The organism is Acinetobacter sp. YH12120, assembly GCF_013418795.1.
GTDB classification, from domain to species: Bacteria; Pseudomonadota; Gammaproteobacteria; order Pseudomonadales; family Moraxellaceae; genus Acinetobacter; species Acinetobacter towneri.
The window spans coordinates 183,923-203,467 of sequence record NZ_VPBI01000001.1; the positions used below are offsets into that span (position 1 = coordinate 183,923).

The 19,545-nt window shown below is 40.5% G+C and carries 19 protein-coding genes; 9 read left to right on the forward strand and 10 right to left on the reverse strand.

Going from position 1 to position 19,545, the window contains the following annotated elements:
- Positions 1-3: 3 nt before the first annotated feature.
- The 4 genes from FTU58_RS00920 to FTU58_RS00935 form a co-directional block, all read right to left on the reverse strand.
- Positions 4-1,485 (reverse strand): TolC family protein, encoded by a 1,482-nt coding sequence (locus FTU58_RS00920; protein ID WP_180061928.1) that lies wholly within the window; start codon positions 1,483-1,485, stop codon positions 4-6.
- A gap of 399 nt (positions 1,486-1,884) precedes the next feature.
- Positions 1,885-2,698, reverse strand: a protein-coding gene (locus FTU58_RS00925) for an IS5 family transposase (protein WP_179996157.1) whose coding sequence is annotated in 2 segments (ribosomal slippage) — positions 1,885-2,310 and positions 2,312-2,698 — 813 coding nt in all. Because the reading frame shifts where the segments join, the coding sequence is not laid out codon by codon here.
- The gene (locus tag FTU58_RS00930) at positions 2,688-3,002 is read right to left on the reverse strand and encodes a hypothetical protein (RefSeq protein WP_035310653.1); all 315 of its coding nucleotides are present in this window, start codon (positions 3,000-3,002) and stop codon (positions 2,688-2,690) included. Before FTU58_RS00930 ends, FTU58_RS00925 begins: the two co-directional genes overlap by 11 nt.
- A gap of 255 nt (positions 3,003-3,257) precedes the next feature.
- Complete coding sequence (locus FTU58_RS00935) at positions 3,258-3,701, reverse strand: hypothetical protein (RefSeq protein WP_004971845.1); 444 nt, start codon at positions 3,699-3,701, stop codon at positions 3,258-3,260.
- Between the two features lie 255 nt (positions 3,702-3,956).
- Here FTU58_RS00935 and serC point away from each other — a divergent pair, with 255 nt between their 5' ends.
- On the forward strand, positions 3,957-5,036 hold the full coding sequence (serC, locus tag FTU58_RS00940; protein ID WP_004971842.1) for a 3-phosphoserine/phosphohydroxythreonine transaminase: 1,080 nt from the start codon (positions 3,957-3,959) through the stop codon (positions 5,034-5,036).
- Between the two features lie 96 nt (positions 5,037-5,132).
- Here the strand turns inward: serC and FTU58_RS00945 are convergent, their stop codons facing one another.
- Positions 5,133-5,273: a hypothetical protein gene (locus tag FTU58_RS00945; RefSeq protein WP_004971840.1), complete on the reverse strand. Its 141-nt coding sequence runs from the start codon at positions 5,271-5,273 to the stop codon at positions 5,133-5,135.
- Positions 5,274-5,762: 489 nt separating this feature from the next.
- Complete coding sequence (locus FTU58_RS00950) at positions 5,763-6,695, reverse strand: hypothetical protein (RefSeq protein WP_019837949.1); 933 nt, start codon at positions 6,693-6,695, stop codon at positions 5,763-5,765.
- 239 nt (positions 6,696-6,934) lie between these two features.
- On the opposite strand from FTU58_RS00950, the gene FTU58_RS00955 reads away from it, so the two are divergent.
- Positions 6,935-7,402 (forward strand): YaiI/YqxD family protein, encoded by a 468-nt coding sequence (locus FTU58_RS00955; protein ID WP_004971836.1) that lies wholly within the window; start codon positions 6,935-6,937, stop codon positions 7,400-7,402.
- A gap of 12 nt (positions 7,403-7,414) precedes the next feature.
- A complete protein-coding gene (locus FTU58_RS00960) occupies positions 7,415-8,326 on the forward strand; it encodes a DMT family transporter (protein WP_104853213.1) in 912 nt (303 codons plus the stop codon).
- Positions 8,327-8,402: 76 nt separating this feature from the next.
- Here the strand turns inward: FTU58_RS00960 and FTU58_RS00965 are convergent, their stop codons facing one another.
- Positions 8,403-8,966: a PilZ domain-containing protein gene (locus FTU58_RS00965; RefSeq protein ID WP_004971830.1), complete on the reverse strand. Its 564-nt coding sequence runs from the start codon at positions 8,964-8,966 to the stop codon at positions 8,403-8,405.
- A 25-nt stretch (positions 8,967-8,991) separates the two neighbouring features.
- Between FTU58_RS00965 and FTU58_RS00970 the strand changes: the two genes are divergently transcribed.
- The 3 genes from FTU58_RS00970 (at position 8,992) to FTU58_RS00980 (ending at position 13,472) form a co-directional block, all read left to right on the forward strand.
- The gene (locus tag FTU58_RS00970) at positions 8,992-10,227 is read left to right on the forward strand and encodes a lipoprotein-releasing ABC transporter permease subunit (protein ID WP_004971828.1); all 1,236 of its coding nucleotides are present in this window, start codon (positions 8,992-8,994) and stop codon (positions 10,225-10,227) included.
- The gene (gene lolD / locus FTU58_RS00975) at positions 10,220-10,903 is read left to right on the forward strand and encodes a lipoprotein-releasing ABC transporter ATP-binding protein LolD (protein ID WP_180061929.1); all 684 of its coding nucleotides are present in this window, start codon (positions 10,220-10,222) and stop codon (positions 10,901-10,903) included. Before FTU58_RS00970 ends, lolD begins: the two co-directional genes overlap by 8 nt.
- Positions 10,904-11,036: 133 nt before the next feature.
- Positions 11,037-13,472 (forward strand): DNA internalization-related competence protein ComEC/Rec2, encoded by a 2,436-nt coding sequence (locus tag FTU58_RS00980; protein ID WP_180061930.1) that lies wholly within the window; start codon positions 11,037-11,039, stop codon positions 13,470-13,472.
- Here the strand turns inward: FTU58_RS00980 and FTU58_RS00985 are convergent.
- Entirely contained in the window at positions 13,429-14,418 is a 990-nt protein-coding gene (locus tag FTU58_RS00985; protein WP_180061931.1) for a lysophospholipid acyltransferase family protein, read from the reverse strand. The two genes, FTU58_RS00980 and FTU58_RS00985, sit on opposite strands and share 44 nt — an antisense overlap.
- Before the next feature lie 127 nt (positions 14,419-14,545).
- Here FTU58_RS00985 and sppA point away from each other — a divergent pair, with 127 nt between their 5' ends.
- Together sppA and FTU58_RS00995 are read left to right on the forward strand one after the other, a co-directional pair.
- On the forward strand, positions 14,546-15,568 hold the full coding sequence (gene sppA, locus FTU58_RS00990) for a signal peptide peptidase SppA (RefSeq protein WP_004971820.1): 1,023 nt from the start codon (positions 14,546-14,548) through the stop codon (positions 15,566-15,568).
- The gene (locus tag FTU58_RS00995; RefSeq protein ID WP_004971819.1) at positions 15,565-16,383 is read left to right on the forward strand and encodes an alpha/beta fold hydrolase; all 819 of its coding nucleotides are present in this window, start codon (positions 15,565-15,567) and stop codon (positions 16,381-16,383) included. Before sppA ends, FTU58_RS00995 begins: the two co-directional genes overlap by 4 nt.
- Before the next feature lie 89 nt (positions 16,384-16,472).
- Here the strand turns inward: FTU58_RS00995 and purN are convergent, their stop codons facing one another.
- On the reverse strand, positions 16,473-17,102 hold the full coding sequence (purN, locus tag FTU58_RS01000; protein ID WP_179990107.1) for a phosphoribosylglycinamide formyltransferase: 630 nt from the start codon (positions 17,100-17,102) through the stop codon (positions 16,473-16,475).
- 10 nt (positions 17,103-17,112) lie between these two features.
- Positions 17,113-18,183, reverse strand: coding sequence for a phosphoribosylformylglycinamidine cyclo-ligase (purM, locus tag FTU58_RS01005; protein WP_104853216.1), 1,071 nt, complete (start codon positions 18,181-18,183; stop codon positions 17,113-17,115).
- A 134-nt stretch (positions 18,184-18,317) separates the two neighbouring features.
- Here purM and cxpE point away from each other — a divergent pair, with 134 nt between their 5' ends.
- Positions 18,318-19,538, forward strand: coding sequence for a chloramphenicol efflux transporter CxpE (cxpE, locus tag FTU58_RS01010; protein WP_167845886.1), 1,221 nt, complete (start codon positions 18,318-18,320; stop codon positions 19,536-19,538).
- The last annotated feature ends 7 nt before the right edge of the window (positions 19,539-19,545 follow it).

The following is a 19,545-nucleotide window of genomic DNA, read 5'->3' on the forward strand; positions in this document are numbered from 1 at the left end:
CCATTAGCGAATATAGTGAGTGTTGGTATGTTGGATGTAGTTCGGAAATTCTGCAATCGAGCCATGACTTTGTAATAGTGTGGCCAGTGACATCACATATTTGTAAGCATTCAAGGCAGTTTCGGCTCGTAGTCCGCTCAGCATATTTTGTGCATCGATGACCTGTATGGCGGTGCCCATATCTTCTTTAAAGGACAATTCTTGGATGCGTAAATTTTCCTGTGCGGCTTTCAAATTTTGTGCCAGAAGTGCATCACTTTGCTGTGCGCTGAGTGCTTCGCTATAAGATTTATAAATCAGATTTTCAATTTCCTGCTGGGTGCGTGCAGTGAGCAGTTCTGTGGCAGAGCGTTTGAGTTCGGCAGCCTGAATATTTTTGTTTTTATCGATCCCAGAAAACAGGTTATAGCGTGCGGCAACTCCGACAATCCAGTTTTCATTTTGATCCAGACTATATTCGCCAAAAGCAAAAACATTCGGTTTTTTAGCTGCTTGCTGGGCTTTGACATTGGCTTGAGCTAATTGAGTATCCAGCTGCATTTTTTGAATCAGCGCAGAGTTCTGACTAAAGGTTTTCAGCAGATGATTTAAGGCCTGTGGCTCGGTTTTATTGACAAATAAAGGCGTCGAAAGTTCGGTGATGCTACTTTCCTGAAGCAGATTATTCAGCTGGAACAGGGCAGCATTCAAATTGGCCTGTGTATTTTGCTGGCTGCGCTCGGCATTATTGCGTGCCACTTCAAACTGCATGCGGTGCCCTTTACTGATAAAACCTTGCTGTTCCATCTTTAAGGCATTGCGATAATGCTGCTGCATGGCATTCAGATTAAACAGCGCAGCTGCATGCAGTTGCTTTTGGAGCTGTACATTAAAATAACTTTGAATCAGTTCAAAACGCTGCGTGTCTTGCTGCTGTTTGTTGCTGAGCTGACTACGACCGACCTGAATATTGGCGATTTCTTTGGCACTACGGGTGAGGCCTCCAGTATATATTGGCATAATCACGGAAACAGTGGGGCGAATCACCTGATCTTCAAGGATGACATTAGACGTATCCGGAATCAGACCAACTCCGCTATGAATAGTATTGTTAAGTCCATCACGCAGTGGATCGGTAATACCTGCAGGTAGATCCACGCCATTACTGGCCTCCCACTCATTAAGCCGGCCATTCACGCCTTGAGAGAGTGAATTCTCCAGATTATTTTTAAATTGCTTTAATGGAATATCGACTTCACTGTGAAAGGCATAGGCACGAACATTCAGGTCGACACGTGGCAGACCTACGCCTTTTACTGCTTCAGCTTCAAGTTTTGAAGCCTGTTCCAGACTTTGATAGGCTTGGCTGCTATAAGAATTTTGCAACAACTGACGTTCAGCATCCTGAAAGCTGATGCTCTGTGCATGAGCAAAGCTGCCATACATCATAGATGCAAGCAGATTTAAACCCCAGACAAGCTGTCTTTTATTTTTCTTTAAGTTCATAAAGTCGCTAAACTGATTTAAAGCTGGTAATGTTATCCCGCTAGTATAAATCAAAGGTTCGCAGATAGAACTAGTGTAAAGTTATAGTATTGTTTCTTGTACATTTGTCTATAAAAAGCACGCTTATGCGTCCTCTAATCTTCTTTTTTTACCTTTTCTTTTTAAATAGCGTTTTTTAGCTACTTTTTCTCTATATATTCTTTTAAAAGTCTTGGATTTTTTGCGATTAATTCATCCATATTGCTTTTTCCCCCCTCGAAATTCAGGATGTTGCTCTCGCATTTTTTTACATTCACTCTTTTCTCGCCAGATTTTAAAGAATAAATAAAGCTTGCTGAAGCATCTCTACGTAAAACTTCTTCTTTAAATAAAGGGGTGGCAATAGATCTCTTGCGAAAGTTAATTTAAGAGCATCCAATTCACCATTCCAGCAATTAAATTCATTCTTAGACCAAATCGTTTCCGTCTATTTCTATGGCGTTCTGTTAATATCCGAAAATGTTTAAGTTTGCCGTTGATATGTTCAATTGTGATCCTACGCCGACTGATTTCTTGGTTGATCTGTTTTGCTATTTGGGGTAATGATAAATTGTTAGGTTTCTTGATTAGAATGAGTAACTTACTCTTAATCTGATGAAATCCTTTATAGGCTAAATCTGCTATGATATAAGGATAAATAATCATCTCCTTCAAATGCTTACGCGCAATGTTCAGATCGTGTTTTCTGCCATCTTCAATCTGTATACTTACAATTTGCTTTAATTGGGGGTTAAAAATAACCTGTGTTTTTAGCGTATGTTTCTTCTTTTTACCACTATAGAATTTTCTTTGTTTTTTTGGGACGCTCAATCTGTGACTCAGTAACATCAACGATTACATAATCCCCCTCATTAAACTTTTGATTCCTTTTCGGCAATGCGAAAATCCGTGATTGAATCAGAGCATTTTCAACTTTCTGAATCGTACGATTCACATTACTTTCAGCTAGGTTATAGTCGGCGGATAACTCAATTTGAGTTCTATAACAGCGTAAGTAATTTAAAGTTAACAACAATTGATCCTCTAAACACAACGAATGAGGTCTTCCAGATTTTTTCTTGGCAAGTTCAGCATGTTGTAACACTGATACCATTTTTAAGAATAATGGACGAGGAACTCCAACAAGTCGTTTAAATTCTTCATCATTAAATCTTGTTAAATTTTCATATTTCATGAGATGAGTATAAACAATTTTTTACTTTCGCAAGAGGTCTAATATTAGTGAAAAAATAATTAGTTTTATAGCTAATCATAGATTCCAAGATATTTTGAGGTAACAAAATTACAGGTCCAACAACTTTATTAGGCCCCCAAGGAGCGTGAGGAAGTGAAAATTTTGATTTTTTCCATTCGTTATCGATTGCACAAAAGAAATGAATAGCCTCTTTTGTTTCAGTCGTTTCTATACCTAATTTTTCACATTGTTCTAATGTATATTCTGCAAAATGTTTAAAGCAAATATTAGGGTTTGTTGACAATTCATCTATGTCTGCGGCATGAGAGATATATCTCGCAAGGTTTTTTAGCTGCTATAAGGCATGGGACAGTAAATTTAGTCATTTTAAATGACTGGCACATAACGCAATAGCAGCAAAAAATATGCTCGCCCTGAAAGGCTGTGGCTAAAACTTTCTCAGATTGTGTTATGAAACTTAGCAATAATCTCGCTATTCCTTGCGTTTCATGCCTGATCTGCTCAGTTTTAGCCTACAGCGCAAGCCATTTATGAAATGTCAACAGACCCTAGTCGTTATATCTGAAATAGTGTCTGGACCTATACCATCTGCAACTAATATTAATTCTTCAAGATCTTCTAATAAGCCTGTCTGAGCTGCCTGAGAAGACTTTAAGCATGTGAGTATATATTCAACTTTAATATCGTGTGATCCTTTGCCATTTACTCCTTCTTTAGTTGCACCAATGCCAGTATATTTGGGCTCAGGAAAATGGGAGCATAATTTTCTTGCTTTAATTTCATCTTTTTCTTTAAGAGCTTCCATTAAACATTTCATAAAATTTTGCTGAGTAGTCAGAGCAGACTTGGAATGTATGTTCTCACAACGAGTTAAATAATAACTATCAATGTATAAGCGAGTATCTGTTTCCAGATTAGGGTCAAAGAAGTCAACTTCAAGTAAATTTTTATCTACCTTAAAGTGATTGAGGAATGTTGTCATTGTTTATTTCTCCTTTAATATTTATTTAAAATATCATTTAATTAGGAGTAGTGGGTGGTTTTTTTGATCAATTTGCGACAGATATTGTCGCACACATTTCAACCTCTTTTTTTGATTTAGTAAATTTATCCCTCGAATCTACATTGATTTTTTGACTCTATCTTGGCTCATAGATTGAAATAATTTTGTGCAAGACCCTGCCAGATATGGTTAAATGCCATCATTTTATTGTGTTTCACTCTGAAAGGAAAAATCATGCGCGCGTACAACTTCTGTGCTGGTCCTGCAGCATTACCGACTGCCGTACTTGAAAAAGCTCAAGCTGAAATGCTTGACTGGCATGGCAAAGGTCTTTCGATCATGGAAATGAGCCACCGTAGTGCCGACTATGTTGCCATGGCTGAAAAAGCGGAAGCAGACCTGCGCAAACTCATGAATATTCCTGAGAACTACAAAGTATTGTTCTTGCAGGGTGGTGCATCGCTACAATTCTCTGCGATTCCATTGAATTTGTTGGGTAAAAACAACAAGGCAGATTATATCCACACGGGTATTTGGTCTGAAAAAGCCTTAAAAGAAGCGCAGCGCTATGGCGATATTCATGTCGTTGAAGCGGGTATTCAGATTGAAGGTAAGCATGCCATTAGCGAACAAAGCCAATGGAACTTATCTGCCGATGCTGCCTATGTGCATTATGCAGATAACGAAACAATTGGTGGTTTGCAGTTTGCCAATATTCCAGAAACAGACAAACCGTTGGTATGTGATTTCTCATCAAGCATTTTATCTGCACCTTTAGATGTATCTAAATTTGGTCTGATTTATGCAGGTGCGCAAAAAAATATTGGCCCAGCAGGTTTAACCATTGTGATTGTACGTGAAGATTTGCTTGATCAAGCCAAGCCTGAAATTCCAAGCATTTTGAAATATTCAGCACAGGCAAAAAATGATTCCATGGTGAATACACCTGCAACTTATGCATGGTATTTGTCTGGTTTAGTGTTTGAGTGGTTATTGCAAAACGGTGGTGTAGATGCGATTCATCAAGCTAACCTAGAAAAAGCGAAATTATTATACGGTTATATCGATTCAAGCGATTTCTACGCGAATCCAATTTATAGCGCAAACCGTTCAATTATGAACGTTCCGTTTACTTTGGCTGATGCCGCACTGGAAAAACAATTCTTGCAAGAAGCTGAAGAAAACCGTTTGTTGAACTTGGCAGGTCACCGTTCTGTAGGTGGTATGCGCGCAAGTATTTATAATGCAGTGCCATTAGATGGCGTACAAGCTTTGGTTAACTTTATGGATGACTTTGCAAAACGTCACGGTTAATTGATAGTAGTAAAAAGCAAAAACCCAGCTGAATTAGCTGGGTTTTTTTTTATAGAAATAGGTGAAAAGTCATAGAGGCTTGTTGATGAGTGAAACTCAGAACACAAAATAGTGTAAGCCGTAGGCGGAGAGCAGCATGCCTAATGCAAAAAATAGGCAAGACATCGGGTCGAGCTGATAGCGTTGCTCAAGTTGATGTTCTACATGCTGTAAGTTTTCTTCTTGCACGATTTTCATAGATATTATTTTCCGATGATCTATTTATCGTTAAATATTTAAATACGGCTATATTTTTAGCATAAAAAATTGATTAAATAAAGTACTAATTTTATTTTAAATATAATATCTGCCAATAATGAATTAATTCTGTGTTGATTTTTAAAATCCGCACCACTCAAGGCTTTCAGATTATCTACGGTGCTTGGTGCAGATGTTTGGGTTTTAAAATAACTTATCCACATATTCGATTTAAAATATGGCTTATTTTGAATTTATAATAAATTTAAAGCTGTGGATAACTGCGTTTTTTTGAATTTAAAATGCTTAAATAAGCATCAATATATTCATACTATCAATAGCACGCTTTTAACAATCAAAAATTGATTATAAGCCATCAGTGAAATAAGTATTGAAAGTTCCTTCTCCCTGAGGAGAAGGCGAGGATGGGGGGATGATGAATATGAATTTATTATTTAGACAGCTACTTTGAGGTTTATTTTTAATAAACTACTGTTTTATATTGTGAATATTGGCTTGAATCCAAATATTGCCACGAATGTATTGTCCAATTTCAAAGTTTTGGTGCGCAGGATTTTTAGTTGCAAGACGAATTAAAATCGCAGGCTGATTTTCATCATGAATTAGAGTGACATCATAAACAGTATAGGCTTGATTCATGAATTCAAAACTGGTTTTACCAACAACATTGCCCTGAAACCAAGCTTCATCTTCCTGACCGATATTTTCGCCATATAAATATGCGACCATTTTAGAAAAATCCACCGTTACAGGTGCTTTGTCATCTTCGGACTTAGGTTGCCATGCGTCAATTTGTTCTTGCAGATTGGCAGGTGCAACACCATCATTGGCTGCTAAAATATCATTCAGCGCACGATGGTGTTTAATTGACGCAGGATCATCGACCACCAATTGTTCGCCTTCAGCAACAGCTTCAAGTTCATACGCCCATGCGTTTAAATGCACCCAGTAGGTTTGATCTTTTTGGTATTGTTGATGGTTGACGCTGTATAAACTGTCAAAAGCATAGACAATACTGTTGTTGCCTAAATTGAGTCGAAGCACCGCTTGAGTGTTAGATTTGCAGCTAATGATACGTTCAATTTTAGCTTCAACTTTGTAAGGACTTTCAAAGCAAGGGAAAGCCGTTTTTACAGCTTGTGGTTTGTTATTTTCAACCGCAATCACTTGTGTCAATTGAATTGCCTCTTTGCTTGGGCCTTGAATCAGCCATGTGCTTTGATCCATTTCTGCTTCTTGGCGGCATAAACCCATTGGCATAATTGGTGCATCTAGAGCCAGTCCTAACCATTTTGGAACTTCGGTGCAGGGTTCATCCGTGAGTAAATTCCAATGTTCAACATGGCTGCCGAAGTTCTGATCTTCAATGCGGATGATTTCTGGTCTATTTTGATTGTTCATAAGCACTTTGAGATGTTGGGTTCTTTTCTTTACTCTTAGATCGAGGGTTATTTCGATTTTTCAAGTCTTTGGCTGAAATTTCATGTAATGCCACTGCATTTGTACAGATTGTGGACAGCGATGCAGCAGAAACAAAATCACATCCATCTACACTTTAGCATGCAATTCTGAGCATTTTAAACATACTGCAATGTAATGAGTTTGATACACTAGTCGCATATTATTATCAGGGTTGCACAGTGCTGCCATTTAAACTTTGGGTTGATGCAGATGCATTACCTAAAATTCTAAGAGAAGTCATTTTACGTGCTTCAGATCGTTACCAACTTGAAGTCACTTTTGTTGCCAATCAATCGGTCGGGATTACGCCTTCGGTACGGATTAACTCTATTCAAGTGATGCATGGTGCCGATGCCGCCGATCAGGAAATTGTAGATCGCATGAAGGAACACGACATTGTGATCACGCAGGATATTCCACTAGCGGCACAAGTGATTGAAAAGGGCGGAATAGCGATTCATCCACGTGGTGAAATTTATACTGTTGCCAATGTGAAAGCGCGTCTGCATTTGCGTGATTTTATGGATACTTTGCGTGGTGCAGGCGTACAAACAGGTGGGCCAGCACCTATTTCAGAACGTGATAAACGTGAGTTTTCAAGTAGTCTAGATCAAACCATCCAAAAGCAAAAACGTAAAACTGCTTAATACGAGTCACGCATGCCTTCTAAAACCAATATTATGATGACCTATGCCTTATTGGTTTTCATTTGGGCAACAACGCCTTTGGCAATTGTCTGGAGTGTGTCAGATTTACACATGCTTTGGGCTTTGGTGCTACGTTTTTTCATTGCTTTGCCCTTAGCTATTATTTTATTGCTGCTGTTAAAAGTGAAATTTCCACATCATCTACAAGCGTGGCATAGTTATTTGGCAGGTTCGTTTAGTCTGATCGGTTCACAAATTTTCACCTACATTGCCACCGCTTATTTAAGCTCAGGCATTATCGCCCTGATGTTTGGTCTGACCCCCATCATAGCAGGTTTGATTGGTCGTTTTGTGTTTCAGTTGCATTTGGCACGTATTCAATGGATCGGAATGACAGTGTCCATTTTAGGGCTTGGCATCATCTGCTTTGGCGGCGAAACACAGCATGTGCATCCTCTGGGTATTGTTTTAATGCTGTTTAGTGTATTGACCTACACCATGTCTATTTTCTGGGTGAAAAAAGTTAATGCGCAAGTTGAACCTGTAGCACAGGCAACTGGCTCGATTTTGGTATCAACCATTGCGGCTTTATGTATTGTGCCGTTTATTTGGCAATATGTACCGACTAGTTTGCCGAGTCTTAAATCTATCGCAGCTTTACTTTATACCGTGATCATGGCTTCTTTGATTGCAATGTTCTGTTATTTTAAATTGGTGCAGAATATTCAGGCGACCACCTTATCTTTAACCACCGTCATGACGCCAATGATTGCTTTGTTGATTGGTGCTTTACTCAATCAAGAAGCTTTATCGGTCATGGTATTTGTGGGCGCTTTGGTTTTATTGTCAGGCTTAGTGCTGTATTTTTATCGTGATCTTAAAGCAAGTCGGGCATTGGCTCAGAAAATCAAAACACCATCCTAACGATATGCAAAGATGGCGTTATCCACGTGATTTTATATACGCGAACATGCAGAAATGATTTATTTTATTTCTTAGATTATGCTTGTTTTAAAGCAACGGCTTCTGCAAGTTTGACGCGATCTTGAGGGTGTAGAGTAATAAAATACGCCCCAGTACGATATTGTCCATTTTCTTCTTCACGGCTGTAAACCACTTGCGCGGTTGCGGCTATATGGAAAAAGTTTTCAGGATGGCTGAGCGTGACATGAATATAACTGCCCGTGTTTAATTCACGTTCACTATAAAAACTGAAACCACTTTCTGAAAAATTGACCTGTTCAGGGATAGGTAACATGCTTTGTACAATTGCATCGTATAAAGACCCTGTAATAAGGTTTAATTTTTGGTTGAATAAGGATAAGATTCGAGCAATTTGTTGATCTTTTTCAGTTAATTGTTCTAATTCGTAGTTTAATGCATGATCAAATTGATCTAATTCTGCGAGTAGTAGAAAATAACGCGGTAAAACAAAATTAGCATCGTAAGGGTCGTTCAGCGCAACATCGTCAGAAATGATCTGGTAATTGATTCTCAGGGCAGCATCAATTCGTGACATGACACGACGTTCAGACGCGACGCTTTGATGCTGTAAATTTTCCATAATGTATTACCTCGGACTTGATGGTATGTTTAAACCAATCTCGCTATATATAGGGTTGAGATATACGCGCGCTCGGCGCAGTAACCACTTTATTTCTTTTATTGCCTTAGTTTCGATGATCGGTCTAACTTTGGGTGTTGCCGTCCTCATTACCGTACTTTCGGTGATGAATGGTTTTGATCGCGAATTAAAAAATCGTGTCTTGGGCATGATACCTCAAGCCACTGTTTCATCAACACAAATTTTAACAAATTGGCCAGAACTTGCAACGAAAGTTGAGCAACATAAGCATGTTGTTGGTGCTGCACCATTCACGCAATTGCAAGGCATGTTGACCGCACAAGGGCAAGTGTCGGGCATTATGGTCACGGGAATTGAACCCGAATACGAAAAGAAAGTATCCATCATTCAAAACCACATGGTTGCAGGTAGTATCGATAATCTGCAAAAGGGTGAGTTCGGTATTGTTTTGGGCAAACAAATGACCGATGCCTTGGGTTTGGGTTTAAACGACAGCATTACCTTGGTTTTACCTGAAGCGACGCCATCACCTGCAGGCGTTGTACCGCGTTTTAAACGCTTCAAAGTGGTCGGTATTTTTAGTATTGGTGCAGAAGTCGATTCGATGATGGGATATATCGCCCTGAATGATGCTTCGACTTTGCTGCGTTTACCCGATGGTGCGCAAGGTGTACGCTTAAAACTGGATGATATTTTTGCTGCACCACAAGTATCTCGAGATATTGTGCAAGAGCTACCTGCCAACTTTTACGCTTCGGACTGGACTTATACTCACGGTAACTTGTTTAGCGCCATTCAAATGGAAAAGGCGATGGTGAGCCTATTGTTATTCCTAATTGTTTTGGTGGCTGCATTTAATATCGTGTCTTCTTTGGTGATGGTTGTGACCGATAAAAAATCGGATATTGCGATTTTAAGAACTTTGGGTGCATCACCAAGCACGATTACCAAAATTTTTATGGTGCAAGGTACGGTCATTGGGGTTATTGGTACGGTTTCAGGTGCAATCTTGGGGATTATTTTCGCGTCTAGTATCAGTGGTTTTATTGCATGGTTGAATAATGTATTAGGGCTAAATTTATTTGATGCTTACTTTATCAACTACTTACCTTCATATTTAAGATGGCAAGATGTGGTGGTGATTGTGAGCTTGTCGTTAATTTTAAGTTTCTTGGCGACGATTTACCCTGCGTTACGTGCCGCGAAAATTCAACCAGCAGAGGCATTGCGTTATGAGTAAGATTGTTCTGGAAGCCAAGCAAGTTTCTAAACACTTTACCGATGGCAAAACCACTGTTGAAGTGATTCGTGGTCTAGATTTACAAGTTCAGCAAGGGCAGTTTGTGTCGATTGTCGGAGCGAGTGGTTCGGGCAAAAGTACCTTATTGCATGTGTTGGGTGGTTTAGACCGTCCAAGCACAGGCGAAGTATTTTTACATGGGCAGCGTTTTGACAATTTAGGCGAAGCTGAACGCGGCTATTTGCGTAATCGATACCTCGGTTTTGTTTATCAGTTTCACCATTTATTGCCTGAGTTTAGTGCGCTTGAAAATGTGGCAATGCCGTTAATGTTACGTGCAGGCACAAATTACAAAGAGGTGAAGGCACAGGCAGAGTATCTGCTTGAGCGTGTCGGTTTGTCGCATCGTTTAACCCACAAACCGGGTGAGCTTTCTGGAGGGGAGCGTCAGCGTGTTGCGTTGGCACGTGCATTAGTAACAAAACCCACACTCATGCTTGCCGATGAACCCACTGGAAATTTAGACCGCAAAACTGCAGTTAAAATTTTTGAATTGCTGCGTGAATTACGCAGAGAGTTTAATATGGCGATGTTGATTGTGACTCATGATGAAGAGTTGGCAAAATCTGCCGATACCATTTTGCACATGCAAGATGGTGTTTGGGTAGATGCTTAAGGGGCATAGTTCGTAAAGCCACTCAAAAGCGATTGCGTTTAAAACAGTAATTGCTGGAATAAGATTGTTTTGTTGAAGCCCACTTCGGTGGGCTTTATGATGCATGCCAATAAAAATAATAAGTTTAATATTCATGCTGCAATTGATGGGACTAGCTTGGGTGATTGGGATCGCCTGTGTCGGAATACGTTCTTCTTCTTTTCCAATACATTCATTGACTTCCATGCCCAGCGCAATGGTTTTACTGATTTTATGCAGTATCGTTGTGCAATACTTGTTGCAAGCTCGCTTATCTTCAATCTATTGGAAATGTTTGAATGTAGGAGTGGCAGGTGTTTTGAGTCTTGTTTTCGGTTTGATCTATGCGGATACGCAGATGCAGCAGCGTTTGCAATGGCGTGAACTACAACCTGAATTTGCTGAAGTCGTGGTTTATGTCAGACAGTTAAATCAGCTAAATGACAACAGCATTTCACAAAGGGTTGAGGTGTTAAACCGACATCCTCAAACAGTGACATGGTTAGCAACTTTAGCACAAACTCAGGTAGATCAAGAGCAAAATTTAGAACTTGGACACTATTACAAATTAAGTGGAAAAATTCGCCCTGCGCATAGTTATGCCACAGCAGGTGCATTTGATGTAGAGCGGTGGTATTTACAGCAAAATATTATGAGTGGTTTTCGGGTTGAGCAGATTCAGCCTATCTCGGCTGAACAAATTTATGCCATGGGGTTTACACAACATTGGCGTGCCCAACAGACGCTATGGGCAAAATTTCGATTATGGATTGAACAGCAGCGTTATCAAATTCGACTGTTTATTCAGCAGCAACCTTTGCATCATCAAGGTTTAATTCTTGCATTACTCACAGGAGATAAAAGCCTATTAGATGCAGAAACTGAAGCACAGTTTCAGCGTTTTGGAATTAGCCACTTATTGGCTATTTCAGGGCCACATGTGCTGATTTTTGCAGGCATGCTATGTTGGGCATTACGTCAGCTGATTAGGTATTACCGTCCGCATTGGTATTTGTGGATGCCTAAACAATACTTGCTCATGTTGCCATTTTTAAGTTGTGTATTGCTGTACACCGCCTTTGTCGGTTTTGAAATTCCTGCATTAAGAACCTTGCTGATGTGCAGTCTAGTGACAGTAATGTTAGTGCTGAAGCAGAAGCTTCAAGGCTTTGCCTTGCTGATTTATAGTGCTGCCTTATTATTATGGTTTGATCCTTTAAGTGTACTGTCTGCTGCTTTTTGGCTGTCTTACGGGGCCTGTTTTATTCTACTGCGTATTTATCAGAGCTTGAGTGCGCAACCACGTATAGAGCTGAATCGTTGGCAGCAACTGAAACATGCCAGCAAAATTCTAATCGAGTCGCAATGGAAAATTTTTATTGCCTTATTTCCTTTGGTGATTGTGTTTTTTAAACAAGTGGCGTGGATTGCACCGCTTATTAATATCATCGCAATTCCATTGATTGGTATGCTGATCGTGCCTTTAGATGTTTTGGCAGGAATTTGCTTTTTTATTTTTGAACCCTTGGCGTCAATACTGTTTCAATTGAATGATCTAGCTATGGCTTTGTTGCGCTTGATTTTTCGGGGGATGGAAACCGTTTTTGTACCACGGTTACATACTTTGTCGATGTCTGCAGCGGTGTATGTCTGTCTATGTTTAGGCTTATTTCTGCTATTTTTACCACAATCGGTATTGCCTAAAACTTGGGCAATCTTATGTTTTGTTCCACTGATTATAGTCGATAGCCAACGACAACCATTTGAATTAACAGTACTCGATGTGGGGCAGGGACAAGCTTTATTTTTACGTTCAGGTCATTACAACATGATGATTGATGTGGGCGGTTCTTATGATGAAAGTAAGTTTAGTATTGGACAGCAAATTTTACGTCCATTTTTAGCGGTACATGGCGTCAAGCAACTGGATTTGGTGATTTTAAGCCATTTAGATCAAGACCATAGCGGTGCATTTTCTTATTTGCAAAATGAAGTCAATATTCAGCATGTCTTTGCCAATCAGACCGTAGATGTGGCAGTAAATAGCAAGTTTAATTTGTGTCAGCAAGGGCAACAGTGGTCTTTACCACATCAGGTACAGATACAAGTTTTATCTCCTAAACCGAGTCAATTACCCTATGCCGCACAGCAACAAAATGAGTTGTCATGTGTGTTGTATATTTCAGTGCCATCCGCACAGCCATATCAGCATTTTTTAGTGATGGGCGATGCAGGTTGGGCAACTGAATATCAATTGTTGCAGGAATATCCTGATTTAAAAGTAGATGTGTTAATTTTGGGTCATCATGGGAGTAAGCACAGTTCTGCCTATGATTTTTTAGCACATTTTAAACCCAAATTGGCCGTGGCATCTGCAGGTTTTGATAATCGTTATGGACATCCTAGTTCTTTAGTTCAGCAACGCTTGGCTGCGCTCAATATTCCGTTCATGAACACCATACAACAGGGCAGCGTACGTTTTTCTGTAGATGCACAACAGCGTATGCTTATACAGCCGTATCGGCAGCAGAAATTGTGGTTGCAGCGTTAGTTTGGTTCTGTGTCTGGGCACGTACAGCCTGCACATCTGCCAAGGCTTCTTGCACAGGTTTATGATAGACCCCGCGTAAATCTGGATGGGCTTTATAGCGTTTATAACTCCAGTGATAATGTGTAGGATAACGACGGATCAAATCTTCAATTGCACGGTGAATAATAGCTGTCCCTGCATTGGCATCACACTGATAAATGTGCTCATCTATCGCTTCGATATACATATCAAAGCCTTGATCTGCATTTCTTAACGCATATAAGAACAAAGCTTTTGCTTTAGTTTTCTGAATCAATTTGGCGCTTAAATTACTCGATTCCAACGGAATACCAAAAAAAGGAATCATCTCACCACCTATATTTGGGGTATGGTCTGGCAAAATGACAGTGGTTCCGCCTTGTTTGAGTGCTTTAAAAATTTGACGTACCCCAGATTCATCTGTTGGGACTAAATGTGCCTGTTCACGGCTACGTGCTTGGCGCACAAAATCATCTGCCGCAGGGTTTTTGACAGGTTTATACATGATGGTCATTTGCGTATATTGAGCGACCCACGCATTCATAATTTCCCAAGTGCCAAAATGCGGCACAATTAAGACCAAACCCTTTTGTGCAGCCAGTGCATCTTGTAATAGTTCTAAACCATGTACCTGATGGATTCTTTGAATATTTTTTTGATTGCTTGATCCCCAAATATGAAAAAACTCAAAATAAGAGGTCAGTTCGTTACGAATTGCTTGCTGGATAATCTGTTCGCGTTGTTGTGAGTTCAGCTCAGGAAGCGCAATTTGTAGATTGAGTTGAATGGTTTGAGAGGTTTTACTCAAACGCAGTGTATTGACCAAAAAAGCCAAAGATTTTGCAAAAAAACGCGCAACTGTTAAAGGTTGTCGACTGACAAAATCAAGCAGGCGCGATAAAGCCGTTGTCGGTGCAGGTTCGGTCATAACGACAGCATCAATTGATAGAAAGGATAAAGATGTAAAATATTATAGGAGAAAATACAGGCTTTAGACAGTTTTTGCCAATTCCGTGTATATAATGGAGCAAATTTACTATTTTTTGGATTGTTTCATGTCCGATTGGCCACCAAAACCACAAAATGAATCACAACAAATATCTCCACAAGCACAGCAGCCCACAGGCAATGAGTGGAAACTATTAGAAAAAGCTGTTTTAGCTTCAGTTGAAGAACAACGTCGTGCACGTCGTTGGGGGATTTTCTTTAAGTTTTTAACTTTTGCTTATATATTTTTACTGTTGGTGATAATGGGCAAAGGGTGCAGTACCACGACCACGAATCCATCGGCAGCGAGTCCACATATCGCGGTGGTGGATATTGTTGGCACAATTGCATCTGATAAGCAAAGTGTGAACAGCAATGATACCATCAAGTCACTGAAAAAAGCCTATGAAAACAGCAACAGTCAGGCGGTGGTGCTAAATATTAATTCTCCGGGTGGTTCACCTGTGCAGTCAGATGAAATCTGGCAAGAAATTCAATATCTGAAAAAACAGCATCAAGGGAAAAAACTCTATGCCGTGATTGGCGATACTGGCGCTTCAGGTGCGTATTACATTGCTTCCGCTGCAGATGAAATTATTGTCAATCCATCAAGTTTGGTGGGTTCAATTGGCGTGATTATGCCAAATTATGGGCTGAGCGGTTTAATGCAGAAGATGGGTGTGGAAGATCGTACTATGACCTCAGGTGAAAATAAAGCCTTATTGTCGATGACACAACCTGTTGATCCTGAACAGAAAAAACATGTGCAAGCCGTATTAGATAATGTGCATGGCCACTTTATTCAAGCAGTGAAAGATGGACGCGGCGCGAAACTGAAATCACAAGATCCTGCGATTTTCTCAGGTCTGTTCTGGACAGGTGAGCAAGCCGTGACTTTAGGCATTGCCGATAAGATTGGCAGTTTAAATAGCCTGAAGCGTGATTTAAACCTAGATAAAACAGTGAACTATACCATTGAACATAGTCCTTTAGACTCTGTGTTGGGTCGTATGGGGGCAGCAGTGGGAGAGGGCTTTGCCACTTCTTTATCTCAACATATTCAGACTGAGCAAAACGCGAAATTACAATGAAACCACTGATTCATTTTGCGCATGCCAATGGCGTGCCATCGAAGGTTTATCAAAAACTGTTTGATTTACTTAAAGATGATTACGATGTGATTTACGTCCCTTTGTTGGGCCCAGATAAGCGTTATCCGATTGATAATCATTGGCAAAGCTTAACCCAACAAGTGATTGACAGTGTTGTACGTCAAGCTCAGGGACGTAAAGTGATTGCGTTGGGGCATTCTTTAGGTGCAGTGTTGTCGTTTCAAGCCTCTTTACAACGCCCTGAATTATTTGAACAAGTGATCATGCTTGATCCACCTTTAATTATGGGTAAAGCATCGGTGTTTTTACATTTTGCCAAAATGTTTAAGCTTAAAGCAGTAGATCAACTGTCGCCTGCATCTTTGTCTTTGCGCCGTCGTGATCATTGGGAAAGTCGTGAGCAAGCAGCAGACTTATTGCGTCCGAAAGGTTTTTATCAAGATTTTGATGCCGACTGTTTTCAGGCTTATATCGAGCATGCTTTGACTGATGACCATGTACGAGGCGGGGTACAATTGACCATTCCAAAAATGGACGAGGTCAATATTTTTAGAACCAATCCATCACTGTGGTGGTTACCGCAAGCAAAACTGCAAGTGCCGACAGAATTGGTGATTGCAAAAAAAGGGCCGTTCTTAAAAGCAGGTTTCCCACAAATTACCGCCAAGAAATTCAACATTGCTTATCAGGTGGTTGAAGGTGGACATATGTTCCCTTTAGAAAAACCTGAAGCGACGGTGCAGTTGATTAAAGATTTGATTCAAGCACAGCAGAGTAAAGCTGCTTCTGTTTAATTCAGTCTGAACCAAATACGAACCATAAAAAACGCCTGATCAACAGGCGTTTTTTCGTATATATCAAAAGCTACATACTTAAAGAATATTTAAAAATTGCAAAACTGCACAGGTTGTTGTAACAGTTGTTGGCGATACATCACACCTTGCGCAGTGTGCTGAATGGTTCCGTTACAAATCCATTCAACCACTTGCGGATAAATCAAATGCTCCAACACATGCACACGGTTCGCCAAGCTTTCGGCATCATCGTGGATGTTTACTTGCAACACACCTTGTGCCAGTGCTTGACCTGCATCTAATTCAGCAGTGACATAATGCACGGTACAACCATGTAAAGTATCGCCTGTATTGAGTACACGTTGATGGGTGTGCATGCCTTTATAATGCGGCAAGAGTGAAGGATGAATGTTGAGCATTTTACCTTCCCAAGCGTGCACAAATTTGGCACTTAAAATACGCATAAAGCCCGCAAGCACCACCAAATCAACATCCCATGCAAGTAATTGTTGATGCATGACATCATCAAATAATTCACGACTCGGATATTGTTTGTGCTCAATCACTGCAGTTTGAATCCCTGCTTGTTGAGCGCGTTGTAAAGCATAAGCATCAGGCTTATTGGAAATAACCCCAACAATTTGCCCTGAAAGATTGGCATCTATCAGGGCTTGTAAGTTACTTCCGCTGCCTGAAACGAGGACAGCTATTTTGATCATCTGAGTCAAATCACGCAAAAATTACGCGAATTTTTTCATCTGCGCCTTCAACGGATTCGGCGTTGTCTTGAATATGACCCATCACCCAAGCTTTTTCGCCAAGGCTGTTGAGAAGTTCAACTGTTTTGTCTGCATCGTTGGCATCTACAACAACAACCATACCTACACCACAGTTAAAGGTGCGATACATTTCAAACTGTTCTACACCGCCTTCACGTTGTAACAATTTGAACAGTTCTGGCCATTCCCAAGATGATTCGTCAATCACTGCTTGCGCACCATTTGGCAATACACGTGGTAAGTTACCTGGTAAACCGCCACCCGTAATGTGCGCCATAGCATGCACATCAACTTGTTTGCACAGTTCAAGCATTGATTTGACATAAATGCGTGTTGGTTCCATGGCAACGTCAGCCAGTGGACGACCATCAACCAGTTGAGTTAAATCAACATTTTTTACGTCTAAAATTTTACGAAGTAAAGAGTAACCGTTTGAGTGTGCACCTGAAGAAGCGACACCAATCAGAACGTCACCAGCTTTTACTTTAGAGCCATCAATAATTTTGCTTTGCTCAACCACGCCCACACAGAAGCCTGCAAGATCGTAATCTTCACCTTCATACATGCCTGGCATTTCAGCAGTTTCACCACCTACAAGCGCACAGCCTGCAAGCTCACAGCCTTTACCAATTCCTGTAACAACATTGGCTGCAACGTCTACATTTAAGTGACCTGTTGCATAGTAGTCTAAGAAGAATAAAGGTTCAGCACCGCACACCAGTAAGTCATTTACACACATTGCCACCAAATCTTGACCAATTGTGTCATGGCGGTTTAGGTTCAACGCTAAACGTAATTTAGTTCCTACACCATCTGTGCCAGATACGAGCACAGGTTCTTCATAACCTTTCGGAATTTTACAAAGTGCGCCAAAGCCGCCTAATCCACCCATCACTTCAGGACGAGTCGTGCGCTTAGCGACAGATTTGATACGATCGACTAACGCGTCGCCCGCTTCAATATCGACACCAGCATCTTTATAGCTTAAACCAGTGGTTGGGTTAGAGGTTGAGTTGCTCATAATGAAGTCTCCGCATTCGCGGGGCGATTATACCTGAATATACGAAACTCTTATGTTATTTATGCGCTAAAATGCTATCTTTATTCAAATATTTTAACTTCTATAACGAATAAACTGAAAAAAGGCGAATTTCTATGGTCGATCGTACCTTGCGTCGCATTTTTATCCTGTCTGGGATAGTTCTGCTCCTTTGGGTGCTGTACTTATTAAAACCGGTTGTCATTCCTTTTGTTGTTGCATTTTTCATGGCTTATTTATTTAGCCCATTGGTTGAACAATTTTGCAAAGTCGGTTTGCCACGTTGGCTATCTATCAGTTTGGTTTTTATTGGGATTGGCATCGCGCTGACTTTGGCAGTTTGGTACATCATTCCTTTGGTTTGGAAGCAGTTGATGATTGCGCGTGACAGTATTCCTGTCGGTATTAACTGGATCAATTCGACCTTCTTGCCGTGGGTGTCTTCGACTTTTCATATTGAAGAAATGGAAATTGATACCTCGCACATGAGCAGCATCGTCATGGATTATGTGCAAACCAATTATAGTGCCGATAGTATTCAGGCCATGTTATTGAGTGTTGCACAGTCTGGTCTGAATTTTATTCAAATTGGTGGTACCGTAGTGCTGATTCCAATTATTGCTTTCTATTTTCTACTCGACTGGCAGCGTATGCTCGACAGCCTGCGTCGGTTAATTCCGCGTCCTTATGAGCAAAGCACTTTAGCTGTGGTGCAAGAATGTCACAGTGTATTAGGTGCTTTCGTTAAAGGTCAGTTTTTGGTGATGATCTTGTTGGGCGTCGTTTATGCGACTGGATTGCAACTGATTGGTTTAGAAGTCGGTTTGATTATTGGGATGGTTGCGGGACTTGCTAGTATTATTCCGTATTTAGGTTTCGCTGTAGGGATTGTTGCAGCCATTATTGCCACTTTCCTACAATTTGGCATTGACTGGATGCAATTGGTTTTAGTCCTTGTGGTCTTTATGATTGGACAGGCGGTGGAAGGCTATATTCTACAACCGTTTTTATTGGGTGATAAAATCGGGCTTTCGCCAGTCGCGGTGGTGTTTGCTGTTTTAGCAGGTGCACAACTGGCTGGATTCATGGGGATGTTGATTGCTTTACCAGTAGCAGCAGTGATTGTGGTTTTACTGCGTCATTTACGTGATTTTTACGAAAAAAGTTATTTGTATGGGCAACCTGTGGTGGTGTCGGAAGATGGTGCATCGGGTGACATCAGCATTGATACAGCACAAGTTCATATTGATATTGAGCTTGATCCTCAGTCAGCAAATTCACTGCAACAGACTGAAAAATCAAGTAAGATAAAGCCCTCAGATCAGCAAAACTCCTAGGTGATTA